A 25,531-nucleotide genomic window follows, 5' to 3' on the forward strand; every position below is an offset into this window, starting at 1 on the left:
AGAAATGAATATAACTTTGCACCACCTGAAGGCAAACAGCTAAGTTCCAGCCAAAATATGCCTGTCTGGATTGATATTCCACCGGCGACACGTGAAGAGTTGATTGCTGCTGCCGAAAAAGAACGCCAGAAACTACTGGTCCATGCTGACGCTGTTATGCTGGACTGGCGAACAGAACTGATGCTCGGTGAAATCAGCGACGCCAACAGGGCTAAACTGTCGGCGTGGTTGGCTTATAAAAATGAGGTTAAGTCGTGGGATATCAAAACCGATCCTGAGAATGTTAACTGGCCTGTTCCCCCGGTGGTGTAGGCCATTTAATATCGGGTGCGCTGGTTGTCTTTACCGCGTCCAGCGCATCCAGATAATCCAGCCACAGATTGTACTGCGCCAGTTCGTCACCTTTCAGCCGACCAATTGCCGCCTTACCGGGCCACTGCTTGCTGTTCATGAATTCGTTTGCGGCATCAATGCGTCGTTGTTTCTCACGCTCAGCGTCAGCAATAAGCTCGTCCTGAGTAGGTGCAGGAATGTCGATCCATACAGGGCGACCATTTTCTGTGCCAAGTTGCTTACCTGCTGGCGGATTTTGCTTCCAGTAAAGCTCGCTTTCTTCATCAGAGAGCAACACGGCATCAGCAGGCCATGTATCATCGTCGTAAGTACCGTCTTCTTTCCATTGAGCCGGAATGAATGCCGGTATGGATGCTGAAAAATATATGTTCATATTATCTTCCGAATGCCAGAACTGATGGGGTGGCTGCATTAGTCGGGTGAGTGTTAAACACTTTCACGGAACCTGAGCCAACAAGCGCATTAAACGTTGACTGAAGACCTGAATCCCCGGAATAAAACGCTACTGCAAATAATCCCCCATTGGGGAATGCAGTCGGCAGAGTAATATTCCCCGACGAATTAGCCGGAATTTGCACCGCAGAGCGTCCCCACTGAATAATCAGACCGCCAGGCTCATCAGGGATACGGATATAATCGCTGGTTGTAAATTCCCGCTTTGGCAGAAAAGCTGTCAACGCTGCGGATATTGCAGATGCCACTATCGTGTTATTTGGAACATTAGAATCACCAGTGCCAACCTCAGCACGCGATGCTGATTTAAGCTCAAGTGAAGCAATGACAAAATTCAGAATGCTCCCCGTTACAACCTCCGCTAATCCGCTGCCGGTGTTCCTGGTGGCTGAATCCCCCAAATTCAGGCTTTTCCTGAATGTTGCCGGGTCGCGGATATCTTTACCATCCATATTGATCTGCAATGCGCCAGCCGCCAGTCTTACCGTTTCCTCCAAATGAAGGTTTTAGAGAATGATCATTTATCGCTCAGATGGCATGCTTACGGCCTTTTGCAGGAAGGAAACTCATGCTTATTGGGTATGTGAGGGTGTCAACAAATGACCAGAACACTGCACTTCAGCGAAACGCGCTCGAGAGTGCAGGATGTGAGCTGATTTTTGAAGACAAGATCAGCGGTAAGGTGTCCGACAGACCAGGGTTAAAAAAGGTGCTCCGGACGCTATCTGAAGGCGATACGCTGGTGGTATGGAAACTGGATCGGCTCGGGCGAAGCATGCGACATCTTGTTGGGTTAGTGGAGGAACTGCGGGAGAAAGGTGTTAACTTCCGGAGCCTGACGGATAGCATCGATACGAGTACGCCTATGGGGCGCTTCTTCTTTCATGTAATGGGCGCGCTGGCCGAAATGGAAAGGGAGCTTATTGTCGAACGCACCCGGGCAGGTTTAGAAGCTGCACGCGCGGAAGGTCGCATTGGTGGGCGTAGACCAAAACTAACGGATGAGCAGTGGGCGCAGGCAGGGAGACTGATCGCGGCAGGTGAAACGCGCCAACGTGTGGCAATAATTTACGATGTAGGAGTTTCAACACTCTACCGAAAATTTCCTGCGAGATGTTGAAAAGGTGCCACCGCGTCGTCGTATGCAAGAACGGGCGGCGGCCGACTGGCTAACACTCGATAGTGTGAGTATGGAATGATTGCCAGTCGCGACGGATTGTACTTCTCCGGTATTACGAATCAATGTGTTTAATCTGAAGTAAGCCACATATCAGCCTCTTCGAATATCTCCTGCACCGCACTGTTTATCTGCTCTTTCTCATGCTTGCTGTCATCAGTGTTGATTGCCGACAATATCATCATCGGTTTAACCCGAACATCAGCATCGGGGAAGATCTGGTGACTCTCTCTGACTTATTTCCTTGTTTCGCAAACTATCTACTGTTGGTTAACCCTCGACTTGGATATTTTCTCTTCTATCCATTTTTCCACTTCCGTTGATGCCCACCTAACGTTACCACCAATGTTGATCGATTTAGGGAACTCTCCTGCATTCATCCATTTGTAAATGGTTGTTTTTTTGAAACCTACTGCACAACAAACTTGTTTTAGGTCCATAAGATATATGTTCAATTAATGCTTCCTGATTTGATTTTGCAATGGTGGTGAGTGTGGAAAAATTAACTTTAACCAGAAAGGAAGCTGCAGCGATACTCGGTATTTCAACGGCGACTGTAACGCAATGGGTTTTGGAGGGTAGACTCAAAGCCTACCGGGTCAGTGACCGACCAAAATCACCATACCTATTTACGAAAGAAGATTGTCAGGCTGCTTTGTTAGCTGTGGAGGTTGAACCCACTAAACTGAAGGCCAAAGAGCAAAAAAAAGAGAATGGAGTTACATTTAAACGCCACCAGAAAGAAGTAAATAAAAAACTGCGTAAGATGCTTAACATGCCTGAAAAAGAATAAAGAAAACCCGGCGCAGTGGCCGGGTTTGGTTATCATCTTCAGCAGTTCGGATAAGAGCGGAAGTGCTGACGAACATTTTCGAGTTCACCGAAACGTACGCGGCAGTAACTGCGCACATAAACTGGCTTGTCGTGTTCGTAGATGAAGTCATCGCGATTAACATCATGAGCCATAGTTGTTCTCCTGTTTTTGTATACAGCCTGTTTACCCGCACAGGTTGTAGTTTGTTGGGAGAACCGCTATCCTTGGGTTACTGTTGTGCAAGGTGTAGCGGTAGGTAATCCTCCATACGCTTCGGAAATATTTCCAGTATTTCCGCCCCAAAAGCCCCGTTTCCAGCGGGGCTTTATTCTTTTGTGCTGCCATCAATCATCGCGAAAGATTCCACAATCAGACTGATTCGCTTGGCTTCATCTTTGGTCAGGTCGCGAGGCAGGTTACCAATAGTAACGATAAGGTCACCGCGCAATGGAATCGGCAGTTCGAATGTTTTAACGCCAGCCTGTTCTTCAGCTACCAGTTTCTTCTTAGGTGCCACCTTTTTACGCTCCTTTTTCTGATTACTATCAACCCCTGATGTATCTATCTCACCATTCTGGTAGGAGATAAATTTATCAATGGCACTTTGCATGCGGCTTTTGTATGCCTGTAAAGTTGAGTCAGATGGCTTCGTTTCTGCTGCGGCAGCGTATGTTTCAGCAATGTGAGCAATACTATAATCGCGAATATCGGTATTGATGGCGTCTGGACCAAGTACGGTGAGGAGGCGAAGAGACGAATCGCGGAGGTTGCGAGCTGTAGCGTCGTTGACAATGTTCAGCTCAGGAAGCTTTTGCAACCAGTCTTGGAATTCAGAAATCTGAAAATTTTTGGAATGCATAAAACACCTCTTATGTACCTTATGAGGTGATAATAGACACAATCAAAAAGCTAATCAAGTGGAATTTGACTGATCTTTTTAACTTGATTGTGTTCGATTGGGTAACTTGATTACCTAATGGGTAATTTCAAGTGTTCACTTTCTTGATGTTAATCATGTAAAAGATACATACCAACTGCTTCAACCACTTCTTACCCAATACAGTTCAATTTTTTCAGAACATTTATGCAGTCATCACTATTCAAGTCATTCATCTGCATCTGCTTAACTTTCAGGTCTGTATTAGGGAAAATCTGGAGCAATCACTTCGTCAGTTCGGCCATGATGAAATCTGTGACACTAGCTATGGACAGTTCAGTTTTTGGGGGCTTTTTAATACAGGTTTATTGCGTAAATGCCCTGCAATACTGATGATGCCTGATGTTGGCTAAAATCAGTTATGGGGCATGGATGGGGCAAAAGTGGTCTGTGAAGTTCGTTAAAGTTCATTAACTATGATTTTCATCGATCTCGCTCATCCCTTGTTTTATGCGCTCCTGGACGATCTTTATCGATTTTAAAAACTATGAGTTCATATTATGAAAATGTAGCAAAAAGGGTGTTTGTGCCTGAAAAGATGAACATTCTGCGTAGCGCGATTTACGCAACAGGAATAGACTGAAGCCGAGACTCTATTAAAGATGCTAAAGGTTTTTTTATGACACAACAGCCACAAGCCAAATACCGTCACGACTATCGTGCGCCGGATTACCAGATTACTGATATTGACTTGACCTTTGACCTGGATGCTGAAAAAACCGTGGTCACCGCAGTGAGCCAGGCTGTCCGTCATGGCGCGTCCGATGTGCCCCTGCGCCTGAATGGCGAAGATCTGACCCTGGTGTCGATCCACGTGAACGACGAGCCGTGGACAGAGTATAAAGAAGAAGAGGGCGCTCTGGTCATTAGTCAGTTGCCGGAACGTTTTACGCTGCGTATCGTGAATGAAATTAGCCCAGCGGCCAATACCGCGCTGGAAGGGCTGTACAAGTCTGGCGAAGCGCTGTGCACCCAGTGTGAAGCGGAAGGGTTCCGCCATATTACCTGGTATCTGGACAGGCCTGATGTCCTGGCGCGTTTTACCACCAAAATTATCGCCGATAAAACCCAATATCCGTTCCTGCTCTCTAACGGCAACCGTGTGGCGCAGGGCGAACTGGAAAATGGTCGTCACTGGGTACAGTGGCAAGATCCGTTCCCGAAACCGTGCTATCTGTTTGCGTTGGTAGCCGGTGATTTCGACGTTCTGCGCGATACCTTTATCACCCGTTCCGGGCGTGAAGTGGCGCTGGAACTGTACGTCGATCGCGGCAACCTTGACCGCGCGCCGTGGGCGATGACCTCGCTGAAAAACTCCATGAAATGGGATGAAGAGCGCTTTGGCCTCGAGTATGACCTCGACATCTATATGATTGTCGCTGTGGATTTCTTCAACATGGGCGCGATGGAGAATAAAGGTCTGAACATCTTTAACTCCAAATATGTGCTGGCACGTACCGATACCGCCACCGACAAAGACTACCTCGATATTGAGCGCGTTATCGGTCATGAGTATTTTCACAACTGGACCGGCAACCGTGTGACCTGCCGTGACTGGTTCCAGTTGAGCCTGAAAGAAGGCTTAACCGTGTTCCGCGATCAAGAGTTCAGTTCCGATCTCGGCTCACGCGCGGTAAACCGCATCAGCAATGTGCGCACCATGCGTGGTCTGCAGTTTGCTGAAGATGCCAGCCCGATGGCGCATCCTATCCGTCCGGATATGGTCATTGAAATGAACAACTTCTATACCCTGACCGTGTACGAAAAGGGCGCTGAAGTCATTCGTATGATCCACACCCTGCTCGGTGAGGCTAACTTCCAGAAAGGGATGCAACTGTACTTTGAGCGTCATGACGGAAGTGCTGCAACTTGTGATGATTTCGTGCAGGCGATGGAAGATGCTTCTAACGTTGATCTCTCCCATTTCCGCCGCTGGTACAGTCAGTCCGGTACGCCGATTCTGACCGTGCGTGATGACTACAATCCGTCAACTGAGCAGTACACGCTGACGATCAGCCAGCGCACGCCGGCCACGCCGGATCAGGCCGAAAAACAGCCGCTGCATATTCCTTTCGCCCTCGAGTTGTATGACAACGAAGGGAAAGTGATCCCGCTACAAAAAGGCGGGCACCCGGTGAATTCTGTACTCAACGTCACCCAGGCAGAGCAGACGTTTGTCTTTGATAACGTCTACTTCCAGCCGGTTCCGGCGCTGCTGTGCGAATTCTCCGCGCCGGTAAAACTGGAATACAAATGGAGCGATCAGCAGCTGACCTTCCTGATGCGTCATGCTCGTAACGATTTCTCTCGTTGGGACGCGGCGCAAAGCCTGCTGGCGACCTATATTAAGCTTAACGTTGCCCGTCATCAGCAGGGACAACCGCTGTCGCTGCCGGTACACGTGGCTGATGCATTCCGCGCAATTTTACTGGATGAGAAAATCGATCCGGCGCTGGCGGCAGAGATCCTGACGCTGCCTACAGTAAATGAAATAGCCGAACTGTTCGATATCATAGATCCGGTGGCGATAACCGAAGTACGCGAAGCGTTAACCCGCACGCTGGCGGCCGAGCTGGCAGATGAATTCCTCGCCATCTATAACGCTAATCATCTTGATGAGTACCGCGTTGAGCATGCCGATATTGGCAAGCGTACGCTGCGTAACGCCTGCCTGCGTTTCCTGGCCTTTGGCGAAACCCATCTGGCTGACACGTTGGTAAGCAAGCAGTATCGTGAAGCGAACAATATGACCGATGCGCTGGCGGCGCTATCCGCGGCAGTGGCGGCGCAGCTGCCTTGTCGCGACGCGCTAATGCAGGAGTATGACGATAAGTGGCACCATGACGGTCTGGTGATGGACAAATGGTTTATCCTGCAATCCACCAGCCCGGCGAAAAACGTGCTGGAAACGGTACGCGGCCTGCTGAAGCATCGCTCTTTCAGTATGAGTAACCCGAACCGAATTCGTTCGCTGATCGGTGCCTTTGCGGGTAGCAACCCGGCGGCATTCCATGCGGAAGATGGTAGTGGATATCAGTTCCTGGTCGACATGTTGACTGAGCTTAATAGCCGTAACCCGCAGGTGGCGTCACGTCTGATTGAGCCGCTAATTCGCTTAAAACGTTACGATGCAAAACGTCAGGCGAAAATGCGTGCGGCGCTGGAACAGCTGAAAGGTCTGGAAAATCTTTCCGGCGACCTGTTCGAGAAGATTGACAAAGCGTTAGCCTGAAACGTTGACCTGTAGTTTAGTAGGCCGGATAAGGCGGTAACGCCGCCATCCGGCAAAAGGCCCGGTAAGCGCTACCGGGCCTGGTTTTCTGAGCGGTTATCCATGTCGAAGGATCGGTTGTTCCGTCTCGCCGCGTTTCATAACCCGGTTCAACACTTCCGCTTCCAGATCGGCTAACCGTACCGATCCCAAACGGCGGGGGCGCTGAATATCCACCGTAAGATCCAGTCCGATTTTTCCGTCCTCAATCAGCAACACGCGATCGGCCATTGCCACCGCTTCACTGACGTCATGAGTGACCAGCAGTACGGTAAAGCCGTGCTCTTGCCATAAAGAGACGATCAGATCCTGCATTTCAAGGCGGGTTAGGGCATCCAGAGCGCCGAGGGGTTCATCCAGCAGCAGCAAACCGGGGCGATGAATTAATGCCCGTGCCAGGGCGACACGCTGTTTTTGTCCACCGGACAGCGCAGCCGGCCATTCGTGAGCACGACTCTCCAGCCCAACGGCGGCCAGCGCATCTCGGGCCGCATCGCGCCACTGACCTTTCAGACCCAGGCCCACATTATCGATAACCGTCTTCCATGGCAGCAGACGCGCATCCTGGAACATCATACGTGTATCATCCTGAATTTCCGCCAGTGGGGTGGTTCCGGCAAGTAATGCGCCTGAGGTGGGCGATTCCAGCCCTGCCAGCAGACGCAGCAATGTACTTTTACCACCGCCGCTGCGGCCAACCACAGCAACAAACTGTCCGGCCGGAATATGCAAATCTAATTGATTGAGCACTGTATTGGCAGCGTATTGTTTTGTCACGGCGCTCAGCAACAGCGGTGTACCCTGATTCAGGCGAGCGGTATTCATACGGTAGCCTCCTTTACATGGTAAGCCGGATGCCAGCGTAGCCAGACTCGCTCCAGCAATTGGGCGCTGACGTCGGCAAGTTTGCCGAGCAGGGCGTAGAGAATAATGGCCACCACGACCACATCGGTTTGCAGAAATTCGCGGGCGTTCATCGCCAGGTAACCAATACCGGCATTGGCAGAAATGGTTTCCGCCACAATCAGCGTCAGCCACATCAGCCCGAGAGCAAAACGCACGCCGACCATAATCGAGGGCAGGGCGCCGGGGAGGATCACATGAACAAACAGTGAAAAGCCGGATAATCCATAGCTGCGCGCCATTTCTACCAGCCCACGATCGATACTACGGATCCCATGCCAGGTGTTGATGTAAATTGGGAACAGCGTGCCCAACGCCACGAGAAAGATCTTGGCGGGTTCATCAATGCCGAACCACAAAATCACCAGCGGGATCAGCGCCAGATGCGGTACGTTACGCAGCATCTGCACCGAGGTATCCAGCAGGCGTTCTCCCCAACGCGAAAGACCGCTGATAAGTCCCAGTGTCAGGCCAATCGATCCACCGATGGAGAATCCGATCAGCGCGCGCCAGGAACTGATGGCCAGATGCTGCCAAAGCTCGCCGCTGGCGGAAAGCGTCCAGAAAGCTTCGATAACACCTTCCGGAGAGGGCAGAATGCGAGTGGACAGCCAGCCCATTGAAGATGCGAACTGCCAGAGCGCCACCAAACCTACCGGCAAAAACCAGGGCGCGAGGCGTAATAACCACCTGTTTTTCGGCGTTGCCATTAGCCGCTCCTTAGCTTTGCGCGACTTTGCGCGGGATAAATTCGTTTGCCACCGCTTCGCCTTGTTGGTGCAGACGCTGTGGCTGCGGAATTTCTGGTATAGCAACATCCAGATGCGGGAACAGCAGCTCGCCAACCTTGTATGCCTCTTCCAGATGTGGGTATCCGGACAACACAAAGCTGTCGATTCCCAGCGCGGCATACTCATTGATACGCGCCGCGACAGTCGGACCATCTCCGACCAGCGCGGTACCCGCACCACCGCGTACCAGTCCAACGCCTGCCCACAGGTTCGGACTAATTTCCAGTTTGTCGCGTTTACCATTGTGCAGTGCAGCCATTCGCTGCTGACCAACCGAATCCGTTCTTGAGAAGGCGGCCTGGGCTTTGGCAATGGTGTCGTCATCAAGGTGGGCTATCAGACGATCCGCTGCCTGCCACGCCTCGTGGGTTGTCTCCCGTACGATCACATGCAGACGAATACCAAAGCGGATCTTGCGCCCGAGCGCCGCTGCTTTGGCCCGCACCTGTTCAATCTTCGCTTTCACCTGTTCCGGCGGCTCGCCCCAGGTCAGATAAAGATCAACCTGCTCGGCAGCAAGGTCTTGTGCGACATCAGACGAGCCGCCGAAATAAAGTGGTGGCCGGGGTTGTTGAACGGGAGGGAAAAGCAGCTTCGCGCCGCGGACATGAATATGTTTGCCGTTGAAATCCACCGTTTCACCTTGCAGCAAGCGCCGCCAGACCTGAGTAAATTCAGCAGAGGCTTCATATCGTTCTGTGTGATCGAGGAACACGCCGTCACCTGCCAGCTCCTGTGGATCGCTGCCGGTCACCAGGTTAAATAACGCCCGGCCATTTGAGAGTCTGTCGAGCGTCGCAGCCTGACGTGCGGCAACCGTTGGCGAGGTGACGCTTGGGCGCAGCGCGACCAGAAACTTTAATCTCTGGGTGACCGGGATCATCGAAGCGGCGACCAGCCAGGCATCTTCGCAAGAGCGACCGGTTGGGATCAGGACGCCGGTAAATCCAAGACGATCGGCCGTTTGCGCGATTTGTTGCAGATAACTGTGATCGACCGGGCGCGAACCTTCTTCCGTTCCAAGATAATGACCGTCACCGTGGGTGGGTAAAAACCAGAACATATTCAGACTCATAATTTTTCTCCTGCCTGCTGAGTGGGTTGCCAGATACGCTGGCGAATATCGATTTTTTTCGGCACCAAACGGTTGTCATAAAACAGATCGGCGGTTTGTTGTTGCAGGGCAGCAACAGAGGCGTTGACTGGCACAATGGTGGTTGGCGGACGGTGATCCAGATAAGACGCAATCACCGGTTCAGGCAGCCCCATGGTTTTGGCCAGCAGGGTAATGCTTTGCTGGCGCTGGTTGAGCGTTAACGCATCGGCCTGGCTAAAGGTATCCAGTACGCCAAGTACAAAAGCGCCGTTTTTCTCGGCATAAGGACGGGCGGCGAGATAAAACGAACCGGTTTGCTTGAGGTCTGAGCCGTCCTTCAGTACGCGTACATCACCTTGCAGTAACGCGGCGGAATAATAGGGATCCCAGATAGCCCACGCATCCACGTTTCCTTGCTGAAAGGCCGCTCGCGCATCGGCGGGAGTCAGATACGTTGGTTGAATATCGGTAAATTTCAGTCCGGCCTGTTGCAGCGCCCGGAGCAGTAAATTGTGGGCGCTGGAGCCTTTCTGGAAGGCGACTTTATGTCCTTTAAGCTGCGCGACGCTCTGGATCGGGCTATTTTTTGGCACCAGAATCACTTCGGCTTTCGGTTTGGGCGGCTCGACGCCCACGTAAACCAGATCGGCCCCGGCTGCCTGGGCGAAAATCGGCGGAATGTCACCGGTACTGCCGAGATCGATACTGCCGATATTGAGTGCTTCCAGCATTTGCGGTCCAGCCGGGAATTCGACCCACGAGATTTTAGTCTGCGGATAGCGTTTCTCGAGTAGCTGATGGCTTTTGGCCAGCACCATACTGACGCTTCCTTTCTGGTAACCAATACGCAGAGCATCGGGGGCCGATTCTGCGGCATGCCCCAGCGTTGACAGCGACAACAACCCGGTCAGTGCCAGCCATGACGTGTGACGCCTGAGAAAATCAAGCATGAGCGGCACCTCGCAGGGTGTTCAGTTGAGGAAGTTGGACATCGCGACGATGCAACGCCAGCCAGAAGGTATCGAGCGCACTGTCCAGACGCTGCTGAAGATTGGGCGTAAACTGAGGTTTATGCTGATAATCAATCACCTGTGAATCATCGGCAAACACACCGTGCAGGATCTCCTGGGCCTTTAATGCGCTCAGTACCGGTTTCAGCGCGTAATCGACGGCAAGTAAATGCGCCACGCTGCCGCCGGTCGCCAACGGCAAAACCACTTTCCCTTCCAGCGCCCGCTCGGGGAGTAGGTCGAGCAGGGTTTTCAGGGCGCCAGAGTAAGCGGCTTTATAGACTGGTGTTGCGACAATCAGCCCGTCTGCATCCTGCAATTGTTCGATAAATGTGTTCAGCGCCGGACTGTCGAAACGAGCATAGATTAGGTCTTCCGGGGCAAAATTGTGCAGGTTCCAGTGAAAGATTTCGACATCCTGACCGTGAAGTTTTTCTCGGGCATATTCCAGTAACGCACTGGATCGAGAGGGAAAGCGAGGGCTCCCCGCCAGAGTGATGACGCGCATAATTTCATTCTCCCCTTATAACTAATTGTTTGCTTTTGGTTAACATTGATAACAATTTGAGCAGTCTGGCAGAGAGATTTTGTTTATCGAAATGATTTATACGGGATAGAAAAGTTGGAAATTGAATAAAAAGGCAGAGGCGAGGAAAACGATTGCTATTTATTGCCGCAGGTCAATTCCCTTTTTGCTCGCGATCGCACATAATACGCCCCCGGTTTGCACACCGGGAATCCAGGAGAGTTCATGTACTACCCCTTCGTTCGTAAAGCCCTTTTTCAGCTCGATCCAGAGCGCGCTCATGAATTGACATTCCAGCAATTACGTCGCATTACCGGCACACCGCTTGAAGCGCTTGTACGCCAGAAAGTACCGGCAAAACCGGTTACCTGTATGGGGTTGACGTTTAAAAATCCGCTCGGGCTTGCTGCCGGACTGGATAAAGACGGGGAGTGCATTGATGCGCTCGGCGCGATGGGATTTGGTTCCATTGAGATTGGTACCGTGACGCCACGCCCTCAGCCGGGTAACGATAAACCGCGTCTATTCCGTCTGGTCGATGCAGAAGGTTTGATCAACCGCATGGGGTTTAATAACCACGGGGTTGATAACCTGGTTGAGAACGTTAAAAAATCGCATTTCGACGGTATTCTGGGGATTAATATTGGTAAGAACAAAGATACCCCAGTAGAGAACGGCAAAGATGACTATCTGATTTGTATGGAAAAAGTCTATGCTTATGCTGGTTATATCGCGATTAATATCTCTTCGCCGAATACGCCGGGATTACGTACGCTACAATACGGCGAGGCGCTGGACGATCTCCTGACGGCAATTAAAAATAAGCAAAACGATCTGCAGGCGATCCACCATAAATATGTTCCGGTGGCGGTAAAGATCGCGCCGGATCTTTCTGTGGAAGAACTGATCCAGGTCGCCGATAGTTTAGTTCGTCATAATATTGATGGCGTAATTGCGACTAACACCACCCTCGATCGTTCTCTTGTTCAGGGAATGAAAAATTGCGATCAAATGGGTGGTCTGAGCGGTCGACCGTTGCAATTAAAAAGTACAGAAATTATTCGCCAGTTGTCTCAGGAATTAAAAGGTCAGCTGCCGATTATTGGTGTTGGTGGTATCGACTCGGTGATTGCTGCACGTGAGAAAATAGCTGCTGGTGCAACCCTCGTACAGATTTATTCGGGCTTTATTTTTAAAGGTCCGCCGTTGATAAAAGAAATCGTCAGCAATATCTGAATGCTACCTTAATCACAAACCAGGGCTTTATTTCTAGCCCTGGTTGTTTTATATTCCTTTACTGTTGCTTATTTAAACATTCTGAGCTTTTATTATTAGGGCAATAAACGAAGCGGCAAAAGGATACTGTCGTAACGGTGATGATTAAGGAAAGGAGAGAAACTGATGCGAATTAAACCCGACGATAACTGGCGCTGGTATTATGATGAAGAGCACGATCGTATGATGCTCGATTTAGCCAATGGCATGTTATTCCGTTCGCGTTTTGCTCGTAAAATGCTCACTCCTGATGCATTTTCTCCGTCAGGTTTTTGTGTTGATGACGCCGCGCTTTATTTTTCCTTTGAAGAAAAATGTCGCTACCTGGATTTAGCCAAAGAACAAAAAGCGGAACTGGTGCTTAATGCGCTGGTGGCGATTCGTTATCTCAAACCGCAAATGCCAAAAAGCTGGCACTTTGTCGCACACGGTATTAACTGGTCGCCGGTCGTGGGTGACGCAGCCTGTGTTGATTTAAGCGATACCGATGAACAGGTAAACCTGTTAGTGGTTGAGCCGGGTGAAAACGCCGCGCTTTGCCTGCTTGCGCAACCTGGCGTGGTTATCGCCGGGCGTACGATGCAGCTTGGCGATGCGATTAAAATAATGAATGACAGACTGAAACCGCAGGCCGTTGTTGACAGTTTCAGCCTTGAGCAGGCGGTTTAGCTCTCCAGCCTGATTGCCGTTTTGGGAACACAGCTACAGCACAGAATCGTTCCGTCGTCCCCCATCGCTGATTTCTTCAACGGGCTAACTTCGCCTTCTACCAGTCGAATTCGACAGCATCCGCAAATGCCTGCCCGGCATGAATAGGGAACCCGGATACCCTGGTTTTCCAACTGCTCAAGCAATACCTGTTGATTATTTCCGCGAAAGGTCTGTCCCTGCCAGTCAATAAGCACCGTGGCATCAGGTTGTTGTTCGGGTGTAGTTTCGTCTGATTCAGCCGCGCCGTACGCTCTGGCGGGGCCGGTTGCCAAAATTTCTACCTCATCGCCGACGCGAATAACGCCACTGTTACGCGCGATAAGATTCTGACCGAAATCGACATCGCCGTTATCTACCGCAGTACGGAAGGTTTGCAATGTGGCAAGCGGTTCACCGGATGGGTGTTTCTGGCCTTTTTCCGGGCTAACTGTCGTGAAAATACAGCGGCTACAGGGTTTTGCTACATCAAAAATGACGTCGCCAATACGAATCACTTTCCAGGTATCTTCTTCCCAGGCACCAGCTCCCGAAACCACTATATTGGGGCGAAACTGTTCCATTTTGACGCTTGCCGGACAGCGCTGTTGCAGATCGCGCAGGGATGCTTCGTTGGCCAGCAGATAAGGATAACCATCAGCGAAGGATAAAGGAACATCAACATGGCGTTTTACACGGCGCGTCAGCTGCGGGCCGACCCAGCGTAACTGCACTTCACGGGAGAAAAAGCCGCTAAGCCACTGGTTGATAGCCGCTGGCGCAATACGCGCGGTAAAATGGTTTCCCCATACTTCTGTTGGCGCATCCTGGGGAGCGAAGTCGGCAAATCGCACGAGCGCGCTGCTGCCATCTGGAGCTGTAAGATGCAGTCCATCGTGGAATGGGGAAGGCGTAAAACGGACCATTTGTGGGAACTGGCGGGCGGTTATGAACGTTCCGTCAGGTTCAGTGATCATAAATATGCGATCAAAGGCGAGACCGCTAATATCTGCCAGGGCATGCGTAAGCCCAATGCCGCGCATTGATTTAACCGGATGAATAAAAAGTCGGGTTAACGTGACCACTGTACAGCCCCTCGAATGAAAATAAGCCTTCAACTTTATGACATACAGCCCATATTAGCTATAATGCGCAGCAATTTTCTTGGAGTAAAAGTGACATTATGAATTCTCTGTTTGCCAGTACGGCCCGCGGGCTGGAAGAGCTGTTAAAAACTGAACTGGAAAACCTCGGCGCGCTGGAGTGTCAGGTCGTTCAGGGTGGGGTCCATTTTAAGGGCGACACGCGGCTTGTTTACCAGAGCCTGATGTGGAGCCGCCTGGCCTCGCGCATTATCCTGCCGATGGGAGAGTGCAAGGTCTACAGCGATCTTGATCTGTACCTCGGCGTTCAGGCAATCGACTGGACAGAGATATTTAACCCTGGTGCTACGTTTGCCGTCCATTTTAGCGGACTGAACGAGACCATTCGTAACAGCCAGTACGGCGCGCTGAAGGTCAAGGATGCGATTGTCGATGCCTTTACCCGCAAAAATATGCCGCGTCCGAATGTGGATCGTGAATCTCCGGATCTGCGCATCAACGTCTGGTTGAACAAAGATACTGCCAGCATTGCGCTCGATCTAAGCGGTGACGGTTTGCATCAGCGTGGCTATCGCGATCGCGCGGGTCAGGCACCGATTAAAGAGACGCTGGCCGCCGCTATTGTTATGCGTTCTGGCTGGCAGCCGGGAACCCCGTTACTCGATCCGATGTGTGGTTCCGGTACGCTGCTGATTGAAGCGGCAATGTGGGCGACCGATCGCGCGCCGGGTCTGCACCGTGGATACTGGGGCTTCAGCGGTTGGGCGCAACACGACGAAGCCGTCTGGCAAGAAGTTAAAGCCGAAGCGCAGGTGCGTGCGCGTAAGGGACTGGCTGACTATACCTCGCATTTTTATGGATCCGATAGCGATGCGCGCGTGATTGAAAAAGCGCGTAGTAATGCTCGCCGCGCCGGTATCGCCGATCTGATGACGTTTGACGTGAAAGATGTCGCCAAACTGAGCAATCCGCTGCCGAAAGGACCGTATGGGACAGTTATCAGTAACCCGCCTTACGGCGAACGTCTGGATAGCGAACCGGCGCTGATTGCCCTGCACAGCCTGCTGGGCCGTACGATGAAAAACCAGTTTGGCGGCTGGAATTTGTCGCTGTTCAGCGCTTCGCCGGATCTGCTCAGCAGCCTGCAATTACGTGCCGACAAGCAGTTCAAAGCGAAAAACGGTCCACTGGATTGTGTGCAGAAGAATTATCATGTTGCAGAGACCACTGCGGACAGCAAGCCTGCCACGGTAGCGGAAGATTATGCCAACCGCCTGCGCAAGAATATTAAGAAGCTGGAAAAATGGGCGCGTCAGGAAGGCATTGAATGCTATCGCCTGTATGACGCTGACCTGCCGGAATACAACGTTGCAGTAGATCGTTACGGTGATTGGGTCGTGGTTCAGGAATACGCACCGCCGAAGACGGTCGATGCGCAAAAAGCACGTCAACGCTTGTTCGACATCATTGCCGCCACGCTGTCAGTATTGGAAATCGCGCCAAACAAACTGGTGCTGAAAACCCGTGAGCGTCAGAAAGGCAAGAATCAGTATCAGAAGATGAATGAGAAGGGGGAATTCATTGAGGTAAGCGAGTACAACGCGCGCCTGTGGGTGAACCTGACTGACTACCTTGATACGGGTTTATTCCTCGATCACCGTATTGCGCGCCGCATGTTGGGGCAGATGAGTAAAGGTAAGGACTTCCTCAACCTGTTTTCCTACACCGGTAGCGCCAGCGTACATGCAGGATTGGGCGGCGCGCGTAGCACCACGACGGTCGATATGTCGCGTACCTATCTGGAATGGGCGGAACGTAACCTGCGTCTGAACGGCCTGAGCGGTCGCGCTCACCGTTTAATTCAGGCTGATTGCCTGGGCTGGCTGCGTGATGCGAATGAACAGTTTGATCTGATTTTCATCGATCCGCCGACGTTCTCTAACTCAAAACGTATGGAAGATTCGTTTGATGTGCAGCGCGATCATCTGGCGCTGATGAAAGATCTGAAACGTCTGCTGCGTAAAGACGGCACGATCATGTTCTCCAACAACAAACGTGGGTTCCGTATGGATCTCGACGGTTTGGCTGAACTGGGATTGAAAGCACAAGAAATTACCCAAAAAACGCTTTCCCAGGACTTTGCCCGTAACCGTCAGATCCACAATTGCTGGCTGATTACCGCAGCCTGAAAGGATAAATAAATGTCATTGATCAGTATGCATGGTGCATGGCTGTCGTTCAGCGATGCACCCCTTCTTGATAATGCGGAACTGCATATCGAGGATAACGAACGCGTCTGTCTGGTAGGCCGTAACGGCGCGGGTAAATCGACGCTGATGAAGATCCTGAACCGTGAACAGGGTCTTGACGACGGGCGTATTATTTATGAGCAGGATCTGGTTGTGGCGCGTCTGCAACAGGATCCGCCGCGTAATGTTGAGGGCAGCGTGTATGATTTCGTTGCCGAGGGTATCGAAGAGCAGGCCGAATATCTCAAGCGTTATCACGATATTTCGCGTCTGGTGATGACTGATCCGAGCGACAGGAATCTGAATGAGATGGCGCGGGTTCAGGAAATGCTCGATCATCACAATCTGTGGCAGCTCGAAAGTCGTATTAATGAAGTACTGGAGCAGTTGGGGCTGGATCCAAACGCCGCACTTTCTTCGCTTTCAGGCGGTTGGCTGCGTAAAGCTGCGCTGGGCCGCGCGTTAGTGAGCAATCCGCGTGTACTGCTGCTGGATGAACCAACGAACCACCTGGATATTGAAACTATCGACTGGCTGGAAGGGTTCCTGAAATCCTTCAATGGGACAATCATCTTCATTTCCCACGACCGTTCATTTATACGCAATATGGCGACGCGTATCGTCGACCTCGATCGTGGCAAGCTGGTGACTTATCCGGGGAATTACGATCAGTATCTGCTGGAGAAAGAAGAAGCGCTGCGCGTAGAAGAGTTACAAAATGCAGAGTTTGACCGCAAGCTGGCGCAGGAAGAGGTCTGGATCCGTCAGGGGATCAAAGCGCGCCGTACCCGCAACGAAGGCCGCGTGCGCGCACTGAAAGCCATGCGTCGCGAGCGTGGCGAACGCCGCGAAGTGATGGGCACGGCGAAGATGCAGGTCGAAGAGGCGAGCCGTTCAGGCAAGATTGTTTTCGAAATGGAGAACGTGGATTACCAGGTTGATGGAAAGCAGCTGGTAAAAGATTTCTCCGCACAGGTACAACGTAGCGACAAAATTGCGCTAATCGGACCGAACGGCTGCGGCAAAACAACGCTGCTGAAGCTGATGTTAGGCCAGCTTCAGGCTGACAGTGGACGCATTCACGTCGGCACCAAGCTGGAAGTGGCCTATTTCGATCAGCACCGCGCCGAACTGGATCCAGATAAAACCGTGATGGATAACCTGGCTGAAGGTAAGCAAGAGGTGATGGTTAACGGTAAACCTCGCCATGTGCTGGGTTATCTGCAGGACTTCCTGTTCCATCCGAAACGCGCGATGACGCCAGTGCGAGCGCTCTCTGGTGGGGAACGAAATCGCCTGCTGTTGGCGCGTCTTTTTCTGAAACCCAGCAATCTTTTGATTCTCGATGAACCAACGAACGATCTTGACGTCGAAACGCTGGAACTGCTTGAAGAACTAATTGATAGCTATCAGGGGACTGTACTGCTGGTAAGCCACGACCGTCAGTTTGTGGATAATACTGTAACTGAATGCTGGATCTTCGAAGGCGGCGGTAAAATTGGTCGTTATGTCGGTGGTTATCATGACGCGCGCAGCCAGCAATCTCAGTATGTGGCGTTTAAACAACCGGTCGCGAAAAAAACAGAGGAAGCTGTTGCTCCTAAAGCAGAAATTGTCAAACGTGGCACGAGCAAACTAAGCTATAAACTGCAGCGCGAACTGGAGCAGCTCCCCGCTCAGCTTGAAGAACTGGAAGCTAAACTGGAAAGGCTACAAGCGCAGGTTGCTGACGCCGCTTTTTTCAGTCAGCCACATGAGCAAACACAGCAGGTATTAGCTAATCTGAACGAAGCGGAACAAGAACTTGAGCAAGCCTTTGAGCGCTGGGAGTATCTTGAGTCTTTGAAGAACGGCGCATAATTTAAAGGAGCACATATGTGCGAACATCACCATGCCGCGAAGCATATTTTGTGCTCGCAGTGTGACATGCTGGTGGCGTTACCTCGCCTTGAGCATGGTCAAAAAGCGGCATGTCCACGATGTGGCACTACGTTAACGGTTGAGTGGGACGCGCCGCGACAGCGTCCTACCGCCTATGTATTAGCAGCATTATTCATGCTGCTTCTGTCAAACCTCTTCCCCTTTGTGAATATGAACGTCGCAGGGGTGAGCAGCGAAGTGACGTTGCTGGAGATCCCCAGCGTTCTCTTTTCTGAAGACTACGCCAGTCTCGGCACCTTCTTTTTATTATTCGTGCAGTTGGTCCCCGCGTTTTGCCTGCTGACTATCTTGCTGCTGGTGAATCGGGTGCAGATGCCCGCCAGACTTAAGGCGGGTCTTGCACGCGTCCTGTTCCAGTTAAAAAGCTGGGGGATGGCGGAAATCTTCCTCGCTGGCGTGCTGGTCAGCTTTGTTAAGCTTATGGCTTACGGCGATATTGGCGTGGGCAGCAGCTTTATTCCGTGGTGCTTCTTTTGCGTTTTGCAACTGCGCGCATTCCAGTGCGTTGACCGTCGCTGGCTGTGGGATGATATTGCGCCAATGCCAGTGATTAAGCAGGAGTTAAAACCAGGCGTGCCCGGCATTCGACAGGGACTGCGTTCCTGCTCTTGCTGCACCGCGATTCTTCCCGCTGATGAACGGGTGTGTCCGCGCTGCCAGACGAAAGGATATGTGCGGCGTAAAAACAGTCTGCAATGGACGTTGGCATTACTGTTCACGTCGATCATGCTTTATCTTCCTGCCAATATTTTGCCGATTATGATTACCGATCTGCTCGGGTCAAAGCTGCCATCAACGATACTTGAGGGGGTGGTTTTAATCTGGAGCGAAGGCTCTTATCCGGTGGCTGCGGTTATTTTTATCGCCAGTATTATGGTGCCGACGTTGAAAATGATCGCCATTGCCTGGCTATGTTGGGATGCCAAAGGGCACGGCAAACGCGACAGCGAACGTATGCACCTGATTTATGAAGTTGTGGAATTTGTCGGTCGCTGGTCAATGATCGACGTCTTTGTGATTGCGGTACTCTCTGCGCTGGTACGCATGGGAGGGTTAATGAACATTTATCCTGCAATGGGTGCTTTGATGTTTGCTTTAGTCGTCATTATGACAATGTTTTCTGCGATGACATTTGATCCGCGTCTGTCGTGGGACCGTGAACCAGAACCAGGCCATGAGGAGTCCTGACAGCATGGAATCTAAAAGTGGGGAAGCCAAAGTGCAAAAGGTAAAAAACTGGTCGCCCGTGTGGATATTCCCTATCGTCACTGCACTCATTGGCGCGTGGGTACTGTTTTATCACTACAGTCATCAGGGGCCACAGGTCACGCTGATTACCACCAATGCCGAAGGTATTGAAGGGGGCAAAACGACGATTAAGAGCCGCAGCGTGGATGTCGGTATCGTCGAGAGCGCAACCCTGACTGATGATTTGACCCATGTGGAGATTAAAGCGCGTCTTAACTCCGGAATGGAAAAGCTGCTGCATAAAGATTCTGTCTTTTGGGTGGTGAAGCCGCAGGTTGGACGTGAAGGTATCAGTGGGCTCGGCACGTTATTGTCCGGGGCTTATATTGAACTGCAGCCCGGCAATAAAGGCAGTAAGCTGGAAAATTACCAACTGCTGGATTCACCGCCGCTGGCTCCGCCAGATGCAAAAGGGATCCGTGTGATTCTGGACAGTAAAAAAGCCGGTCAGTTGAGCCCAGGCGATCCGGTGCTTTTCCGCGGCTATCGTGTGGGCTCGGTTGAAACCAGCACGTTTGATGCGCAAAAGCGTACGATCAGCTATCAGCTTTTCATCAATGCGCCTAACGATCGTCTGGTGACCAGCAATGTACGTTTCTGGAAAGACAGCGGGATCGCCGTAGATCTTACCTCAGCAGGTATGCGCGTAGAAATGGGATCGCTCTCCACGCTGTTTGGCGGTGGTGTAAGTTTTGATGTGCCCGAAGGACTGGAACAAGGTCAACCGGTTGAGCAGCAGGCCTCATTTAACCTCTATGACGATCAAAAAAGTATTCAGGATTCCCTGTATACCGATCATATTGATTACCTGATGTTCTTTAAAGATTCGATTCGTGGCCTACAGCCTGGTGCACCGCTGGAATTCCGTGGCATCCGCTTGGGTACGGTGAGTAAAGTACCTTTCTTCTCACCGAATATGCGTCAGGTATTTAACAATGATTACCGTATTCCGGTGCTGGTGCGTATTGAACCAGAACGTCTGAAGGCACAGCTGGGAGAAGATACCGATGTTGGCGCTCATTTGGAGCAACTGCTTAAACGCGGATTACGAGGATCGCTCAAAACCGGGAACCTGGTGACCGGCGCGCTGTATGTCGATCTCGACTTCTACCCGAAAGAGCCGCCGATTACCGGTGTACGCGAATTCAATGGTTATCAAATTATTCCGACCGTGAGCGGTGGTCTGGCGCAGATCCAACAGCGTCTGATGGAAGCGTTGGATAAGATTAACAATCTGCCGCTGAACCCGATGATTGAGCAGGCAACCAATACGCTGTCGGAAAGCCAACGCACGATGAAACATCTGCAAACCACGCTGGATAACATGAACAAGATCACGTCCAGCCAGTCGATGCAGGATCTGCCGGCGGATATGCAGAACACGCTACGTGAACTGAATCGTAGTATGCAGGGCTTCCAGCCTGGTTCCGCGGCCTACAACAAGATGGTGGCGGATATGCAGCGTCTTGATCAGGTACTGCGTGAACTGCAACCGGTACTGAAAACGTTGAACGATAAGAGTAATGCGCTGGTATTTGAAGCGAAGGACAAAAAAGATCCAGAGCCGAAGAGGGCGAAACAATGAAAAAGTGGCTAGTGGTGATGATGGCGGTCTGGCTGACGTCATGCAGCTCCAGCGGAGAAAATAAAAGCTATTATCAGCTCCCTATCGCACAAGGCGGAGTGCAGAGCTCCGCCAATCAGGGAAACCGTCTGCTGTGGGTTGAACAGATTGCGGTACCTGATTATCTGGCCGGTAATGGGGTGGTTTACCAGACCAGCGATGTGAAATATGTGATAGCCAATAATAATCTCTGGGCCAGCCCATTAGATCAGCAATTGCGCAATACACTGGTTGCGAACCTCAGTATGCAGTTGCCTGGCTGGGTTGTCGCTTCACAGCCGCTGGGAAGCACTCAGGATACGCTGAACGTTACCGTAACCGGCTTCCACGGTCGGTACGATGGTAAGGTTATTGTGAGCGGTGAATGGTTGCTGAATCATCAGGGACAACTGATCAAACGCCCGTTCCACATCGAAGCTGTACAGACTAAAGACGGCTACGATGAGATGGTGAAGGTTCTTGCCAACGCCTGGAGTCAGGAAGCAACGGCCATTGCTCAAGAGCTGAAACGCATCCCTTAAGCTTAAATAATTGTAAATTATGCCGCCCCTGGTTCATTGCCCGGGGCGGTTTTTTTTATTTTTTTAGCCGTGAAGATAGCTGTTCTGACTGACTATTTTTGTACAAATGATTTAGAGGCTAGCTCACAAATATGACACTGGCGTGAATTTTGCGCATTGACGAGCCTGATGTTTAGGGGTATTCGTTTAGTGTGATTGCACACTTAGTAATCACTGTTTTCTTTTCCACCAGACCCAAAAATGAGGGAAACGAGGCATGAAGAGACAAAAACGAGATCGCCTGGAACGGGCACATCAACGTGGATATCAGGCCGGCATTGCCGGACGCTCAAAAGAAATGTGTCCCTATCAGACGCTGAATCAGAGGTCATACTGGCTGGGAGGCTGGCGAGAAGCCATGGGGGATAGGGTTTTAATGGCCTGATTCTGTCTCTTTAGATAAAAGAAACCTCCGCAGAGCGGAGGTTTCGCCTTTTTGCACACCAGATAAAACGAAGAAACGTTAATGTCTGGCTGCTTCCCAGCTCTGGATTAGAACGCGGAAGTGTCCTGGAAAAGACCCACTTTCAGATCGTTTGCGGTATAGATCAGTCGACCATCAACCAGCACTTCACCATCTGCCAGGCCCATGATCAGGCGACGGTTAACGATGCGTTTGAAGTGAATGCGGTAAGTGACTTTCTTCGCGGTCGGCAGAACCTGGCCGGTGAATTTGACTTCGCCTACGCCCAGCGCACGGCCTTTACCTTCGCCGCCCAGCCAGCCGAGATAGAATCCAACCAGTTGCCACATGGCGTCGAGACCCAGGCAGCCCGGCATCACCGGATCGCCGATAAAGTGACAACCGAAGAACCACAGGTCCGGGTTGATATCCAGTTCAGCTTCAACATAACCTTTGTCAAAGTTGCCACCGGTTTCGGTCATCTTGATGACACGGTCCATCATCAGCATGCTTGGTGCTGGCAGTTGTGGCCCTTTAGCGCCAAACAGCTCACCGCGACCAGAGGCAAGAAGGTCTTCTTTCGTATAGGATTCGCGTTTATCTACCATGTTCTCTGTAAGCCTTATTTTATTGAAGCACGCAGGATAGCTAACACGTGTACGCTGAACAAGTCCGATCAGTTCGGAATAATCCAGTTCAGCCAACGTAGCGGCCATGGAAAACGGTGACGACCTTCCTGTTGCGTTGCCGTGGCAATACGCTCCTGAATGGTTTGCATCAGCGTTGTCTGGCCTTCGCCATCCCACACCAGATTTAACAACAGTGGCAGCGCATCGGTCACGTCGTCCACCGCCCAGATAGTGAATTTTTCTTCTTCTATGGCCTGTAGCAGCGCAGGCTGCAGGCTGAGGTGTCTGACGTTAGCCGAAGGAATGATAACGCCCTGCGTGCCCGTCAGCTCACGCTGCTGGCAGATGGTGAAGAAACCTTCAATTTTCTCATTCAGACCACCGACAGGTTGTGCCCGACCAAACTGATCGACAGAACCGGTAATGGCGATACTTTGATTTACAGGAACGTCGGCGAGAGCGCTAATCAATGCGCACAGTTCTGCCATAGACGCGCTGTCACCGTCCACCTCACTGTAAGATTGCTCAAAGGTCAGTGAGGCAGAGAAGGGGATTTGTTGCTCCAGCTGGAGTTCCGACATCAGGAACGCCTGCATAATCATCATACCCTTGGCATGAATATTTCCGCCAAGCTCGGCTTTGCGTTCAATATCCGTAAACTCGCCGTCGCCAATATGCACGACGCAACTGATACGAGAAGGCTCGCCAAATGCGCGTGGGTGGCCTGGAAACTCAATCACCGACAAGGCGTTGATCTGGCCAATACGCTCGCCTTCTGTCTCGATAAGGATCTGCTCTTGCAGAATTTCATCCTGCATGCGTTCAGCCAGGAATCCCTCACGCCATTCGCGCTGAGCCAGCATCAGGCTGAACTGTTCAGCATTACAGGTTTCGCCCTCGCATAACGGAGCCACCTCTTTGAACTGTCGGGTGATCCACAGCGGGTTAAGCGGCAATGTATCCTGTTCACCGGTATAGCGAACGGCTTCACGGATCAGAACCTGCCAGGCATCGGGAGCGGGGTAAGGCAAATTATTGCGCATGGCAGTATGCGTGACCCATTGACACCACTGTGTCATGGTTTCGGCATCGACTATCTGCAGGTTGTCTTCAAATTCGCTGTAAATGGCCTGCTCAGCCAGTTCTGGCTCCATGTCCTGAAAATCCGCCAGTGATTCGCGTTCACCGACTAAAATCACTTTCAGTTTAAGCGGCATAGGCGGAACGGAAACGGGTAATGGGCGAGACTCATCAAAAGCCACCCAATCAAAACGCTCGTGGCTGACAATGGCTTTCAGGCGCATCCACAACAGGGGTTGGGCCAACAGCGTGCGCAATGAGATAACCAGCACACCCCCATTGGCCAGATGTACCAGACCTGGCTGCAGCGTAATTTCGCCATTGAACTGACGCAGACAGCCAAACAGTTGTTCGGCTTCGGCCCAGTCAGCGCTGACCACCTGCGTCAACGTCGCAAAATTGTCTTCCGCTTTCTCAGCTGTACGATAACGAATAGTGTGACCGGAGATGTCGTAATGACCGCCAGTCAGGCTTCCTGCATCCGTGTGCAAGGGACGTGCAGCCTTTGCAATAAGGTTGAGATACTCAAGCTCTTCCGGTGCTTTTACCAACATGAACGAGGATGTTGTCCAGTGCTGAAGAAGCTGCTCTAGCGCGAATTGTAAACGTGGCTGAGTATCACTAAGTAAGGTGTCGGTATCGTCAGTGACGTGCGGCTGTGCAAATACTTCCTGATAACTGTCGGTATCAGGAACCAGATCACGCCATGCAAGTTTCGTAATGGTCAAAGTTGATGTTTTTTAGTCTGTTGTAAAAAACGAGATTATACCGTAACCCTCACCACTAAACACCTGGAAAGCGCCGCGAAACGCTTGTGATGACGCGCGGCAGTTCACAGGCTGGATATTCTTTTCTTCAGATGCCGAAAAAGCTGATATTCTGATAAGAGTTACACGGTAACATTGAGATCGCAATGAAATATCAACAACTTGAAAACCTTGAAAGCGGCTGGAAATGGAAGTATCTGGTGAAGAAGCATCGTGAGGGGGAATTAATCACCCGTTACGTCGAGGCCAGCGCTGCCAAAGAAGCCGTTGATTTATTGCTAACCCTCGAAAATGAACCGGTGCGGGTCAATAGCTGGATTGAAGAACACATGAATCCTGCGCTGCTTAATCGTATGAAACAAACCATACGTGCCAGGCGCAAGCGGCACTTTAATGCTGAGCATCAGCATACCCGGAAGAAATCCATCGATCTGGAATTTATGGTCTGGCAGCGTCTGGCAGGTCTTGCGCAGCGGCGCGGAAAAACGCTTTCTGAAACTATTGTGCAGCTGATTGAAGACGCAGAGCATAAAGAGAAGTACGCGAACAAAATGTCGACATTGAAACAGGATTTACAGGCGTTGCTGGGGAAAGAGTAGCGGTCGGCTGGTTTAATGCGTGGCTTACTTTGGA

Annotated in this window: 26 protein-coding genes and 1 pseudogene; 13 read left to right on the plus strand and 14 right to left on the minus strand. The window is 51.3% G+C overall.

The annotated features are described in order from the left end of the window. The coding region (locus OGY33_RS18380) for a tail fiber assembly protein (RefSeq protein ID WP_286572098.1) at positions 1-312 on the plus strand (312 nt) is incomplete at its 5' end. On the opposite strand, the gene OGY33_RS18385 is transcribed toward OGY33_RS18380, so the two are convergent. Both OGY33_RS18385 and OGY33_RS18390 read right to left on the minus strand, forming a co-directional pair. Further along, positions 284-727 (minus strand): tail fiber assembly protein, encoded by a 444-nt coding sequence (locus tag OGY33_RS18385; protein WP_191238659.1) that lies wholly within the window; start codon positions 725-727, stop codon positions 284-286. The two genes, OGY33_RS18380 and OGY33_RS18385, sit on opposite strands and share 29 nt — an antisense overlap. A gap of 1 nt (position 728) precedes the next feature. Further along, on the minus strand, positions 729-1,259 hold the full coding sequence (locus tag OGY33_RS18390) for a gp53-like domain-containing protein (RefSeq protein WP_191238658.1): 531 nt from the start codon (positions 1,257-1,259) through the stop codon (positions 729-731). Positions 1,260-1,375: 116 nt separating this feature from the next. Between OGY33_RS18390 and OGY33_RS18395 the strand changes: the two genes are divergently transcribed. Further along, positions 1,376-1,927, plus strand: coding sequence for a recombinase family protein (locus OGY33_RS18395; protein ID WP_191238657.1), 552 nt, complete (start codon positions 1,376-1,378; stop codon positions 1,925-1,927). 128 nt (positions 1,928-2,055) lie between these two features. Here OGY33_RS18395 and OGY33_RS18400 read toward each other — a convergent pair. Together OGY33_RS18400 and OGY33_RS18405 are read right to left on the minus strand one after the other, a co-directional pair. Then, positions 2,056-2,208: pseudogene (locus tag OGY33_RS18400) on the minus strand (DinI-like family protein); the annotation flags it as partial. Between the two features lie 36 nt (positions 2,209-2,244). Continuing rightward, positions 2,245-2,424 (minus strand): helix-turn-helix transcriptional regulator, encoded by a 180-nt coding sequence (locus tag OGY33_RS18405; RefSeq protein WP_241424492.1) that lies wholly within the window; start codon positions 2,422-2,424, stop codon positions 2,245-2,247. Between the two features lie 53 nt (positions 2,425-2,477). On the opposite strand from OGY33_RS18405, the gene OGY33_RS18410 reads away from it, so the two are divergent. After that, positions 2,478-2,777, plus strand: a complete 300-nt coding sequence (locus OGY33_RS18410; protein WP_241424443.1) for a helix-turn-helix domain-containing protein — start codon at positions 2,478-2,480, stop codon at positions 2,775-2,777. A gap of 38 nt (positions 2,778-2,815) precedes the next feature. On the opposite strand, the gene OGY33_RS18415 is transcribed toward OGY33_RS18410, so the two are convergent. Together OGY33_RS18415 and OGY33_RS18420 are read right to left on the minus strand one after the other, a co-directional pair. Continuing rightward, positions 2,816-2,950 (minus strand): hypothetical protein, encoded by a 135-nt coding sequence (locus OGY33_RS18415; protein ID WP_262411183.1) that lies wholly within the window; start codon positions 2,948-2,950, stop codon positions 2,816-2,818. A 173-nt stretch (positions 2,951-3,123) separates the two neighbouring features. Beyond that, entirely contained in the window at positions 3,124-3,657 is a 534-nt protein-coding gene (locus OGY33_RS18420; protein WP_223123743.1) for a hypothetical protein, read from the minus strand. A gap of 697 nt (positions 3,658-4,354) precedes the next feature. Between OGY33_RS18420 and pepN the strand changes: the two genes are divergently transcribed. Next, the gene (pepN, locus tag OGY33_RS18425; RefSeq protein ID WP_191238653.1) at positions 4,355-6,967 is read left to right on the plus strand and encodes an aminopeptidase N; all 2,613 of its coding nucleotides are present in this window, start codon (positions 4,355-4,357) and stop codon (positions 6,965-6,967) included. 96 nt (positions 6,968-7,063) lie between these two features. Here the strand turns inward: pepN and ssuB are convergent, their stop codons facing one another. Genes ssuB through ssuE form a run of 5 tightly spaced genes read right to left on the minus strand, consistent with a single transcriptional unit; the run spans position 7,064 to position 11,314 of the window. Next, the gene (ssuB, locus tag OGY33_RS18430; protein ID WP_032942896.1) at positions 7,064-7,831 is read right to left on the minus strand and encodes an aliphatic sulfonates ABC transporter ATP-binding protein; all 768 of its coding nucleotides are present in this window, start codon (positions 7,829-7,831) and stop codon (positions 7,064-7,066) included. Further along, on the minus strand, positions 7,828-8,619 hold the full coding sequence (gene ssuC, locus OGY33_RS18435; RefSeq protein WP_191238652.1) for an aliphatic sulfonate ABC transporter permease SsuC: 792 nt from the start codon (positions 8,617-8,619) through the stop codon (positions 7,828-7,830). The genes ssuB and ssuC overlap by 4 nt, the downstream gene beginning before the upstream one ends. A gap of 10 nt (positions 8,620-8,629) precedes the next feature. Then, positions 8,630-9,775 (minus strand): FMNH2-dependent alkanesulfonate monooxygenase, encoded by a 1,146-nt coding sequence (gene ssuD / locus OGY33_RS18440; protein WP_149607843.1) that lies wholly within the window; start codon positions 9,773-9,775, stop codon positions 8,630-8,632. Further along, complete coding sequence (locus tag OGY33_RS18445) at positions 9,772-10,746, minus strand: sulfonate ABC transporter substrate-binding protein (RefSeq protein ID WP_032942899.1); 975 nt, start codon at positions 10,744-10,746, stop codon at positions 9,772-9,774. Before OGY33_RS18445 ends, ssuD begins: the two co-directional genes overlap by 4 nt. Then, positions 10,739-11,314: an NADPH-dependent FMN reductase gene (ssuE, locus tag OGY33_RS18450; RefSeq protein ID WP_032942900.1), complete on the minus strand. Its 576-nt coding sequence runs from the start codon at positions 11,312-11,314 to the stop codon at positions 10,739-10,741. Before ssuE ends, OGY33_RS18445 begins: the two co-directional genes overlap by 8 nt. 243 nt (positions 11,315-11,557) lie before the next feature. Between ssuE and pyrD the strand changes: the two genes are divergently transcribed. Together pyrD and zapC are read left to right on the plus strand one after the other, a co-directional pair. Continuing rightward, the gene (gene pyrD / locus OGY33_RS18455; protein WP_003831973.1) at positions 11,558-12,568 is read left to right on the plus strand and encodes a quinone-dependent dihydroorotate dehydrogenase; all 1,011 of its coding nucleotides are present in this window, start codon (positions 11,558-11,560) and stop codon (positions 12,566-12,568) included. 165 nt (positions 12,569-12,733) lie between these two features. Next, positions 12,734-13,276, plus strand: coding sequence for a cell division protein ZapC (gene zapC / locus OGY33_RS18460; protein ID WP_003035852.1), 543 nt, complete (start codon positions 12,734-12,736; stop codon positions 13,274-13,276). Here the strand turns inward: zapC and OGY33_RS18465 are convergent. After that, a complete protein-coding gene (locus OGY33_RS18465) occupies positions 13,273-14,379 on the minus strand; it encodes a YcbX family protein (protein WP_032942901.1) in 1,107 nt (368 codons plus the stop codon). The genes zapC and OGY33_RS18465 overlap by 4 nt on opposite strands. A 98-nt stretch (positions 14,380-14,477) precedes the next feature. Between OGY33_RS18465 and rlmKL the strand changes: the two genes are divergently transcribed. From rlmKL to rmf, 6 genes are all read left to right on the plus strand, one after another. After that, positions 14,478-16,586 (plus strand): bifunctional 23S rRNA (guanine(2069)-N(7))-methyltransferase RlmK/23S rRNA (guanine(2445)-N(2))-methyltransferase RlmL, encoded by a 2,109-nt coding sequence (gene rlmKL, locus OGY33_RS18470; protein WP_003831977.1) that lies wholly within the window; start codon positions 14,478-14,480, stop codon positions 16,584-16,586. Positions 16,587-16,598: 12 nt separating this feature from the next. Beyond that, positions 16,599-18,506, plus strand: a complete 1,908-nt coding sequence (locus OGY33_RS18475; RefSeq protein ID WP_008784281.1) for an ABC transporter ATP-binding protein — start codon at positions 16,599-16,601, stop codon at positions 18,504-18,506. A gap of 15 nt (positions 18,507-18,521) precedes the next feature. After that, positions 18,522-19,775, plus strand: a complete 1,254-nt coding sequence (gene pqiA, locus OGY33_RS18480; protein ID WP_032942902.1) for a membrane integrity-associated transporter subunit PqiA — start codon at positions 18,522-18,524, stop codon at positions 19,773-19,775. 4 nt (positions 19,776-19,779) lie between these two features. Further along, positions 19,780-21,420 carry an intermembrane transport protein PqiB gene (gene pqiB / locus OGY33_RS18485; protein WP_020996511.1) on the plus strand — a complete coding sequence of 547 codons (1,641 nt, stop codon included), beginning with the start codon at positions 19,780-19,782 and terminating at the stop codon, positions 21,418-21,420. After that, entirely contained in the window at positions 21,417-21,980 is a 564-nt protein-coding gene (gene pqiC, locus OGY33_RS18490; RefSeq protein ID WP_071444985.1) for a membrane integrity-associated transporter subunit PqiC, read from the plus strand. Before pqiB ends, pqiC begins: the two co-directional genes overlap by 4 nt. 256 nt (positions 21,981-22,236) lie before the next feature. Then, complete coding sequence (rmf, locus tag OGY33_RS18495) at positions 22,237-22,404, plus strand: ribosome modulation factor (protein WP_003035871.1); 168 nt, start codon at positions 22,237-22,239, stop codon at positions 22,402-22,404. 107 nt (positions 22,405-22,511) lie between these two features. On the opposite strand, the gene fabA is transcribed toward rmf, so the two are convergent. Then, the gene (gene fabA / locus OGY33_RS18500) at positions 22,512-23,030 is read right to left on the minus strand and encodes a bifunctional 3-hydroxydecanoyl-ACP dehydratase/trans-2-decenoyl-ACP isomerase (RefSeq protein ID WP_003035875.1); all 519 of its coding nucleotides are present in this window, start codon (positions 23,028-23,030) and stop codon (positions 22,512-22,514) included. A 68-nt stretch (positions 23,031-23,098) separates the two neighbouring features. Further along, on the minus strand, positions 23,099-24,859 hold the full coding sequence (locus OGY33_RS18505; RefSeq protein ID WP_111465810.1) for an AAA family ATPase: 1,761 nt from the start codon (positions 24,857-24,859) through the stop codon (positions 23,099-23,101). Positions 24,860-25,044: 185 nt separating this feature from the next. On the opposite strand from OGY33_RS18505, the gene matP reads away from it, so the two are divergent. Next, on the plus strand, positions 25,045-25,497 hold the full coding sequence (gene matP, locus OGY33_RS18510; RefSeq protein ID WP_032942905.1) for a macrodomain Ter protein MatP: 453 nt from the start codon (positions 25,045-25,047) through the stop codon (positions 25,495-25,497). The last annotated feature ends 34 nt before the right edge of the window (positions 25,498-25,531 follow it).

This window comes from Citrobacter sp. Cpo032 (assembly GCF_030332975.1).
GTDB lineage: Bacteria > Pseudomonadota > Gammaproteobacteria > Enterobacterales > Enterobacteriaceae > Citrobacter > Citrobacter portucalensis.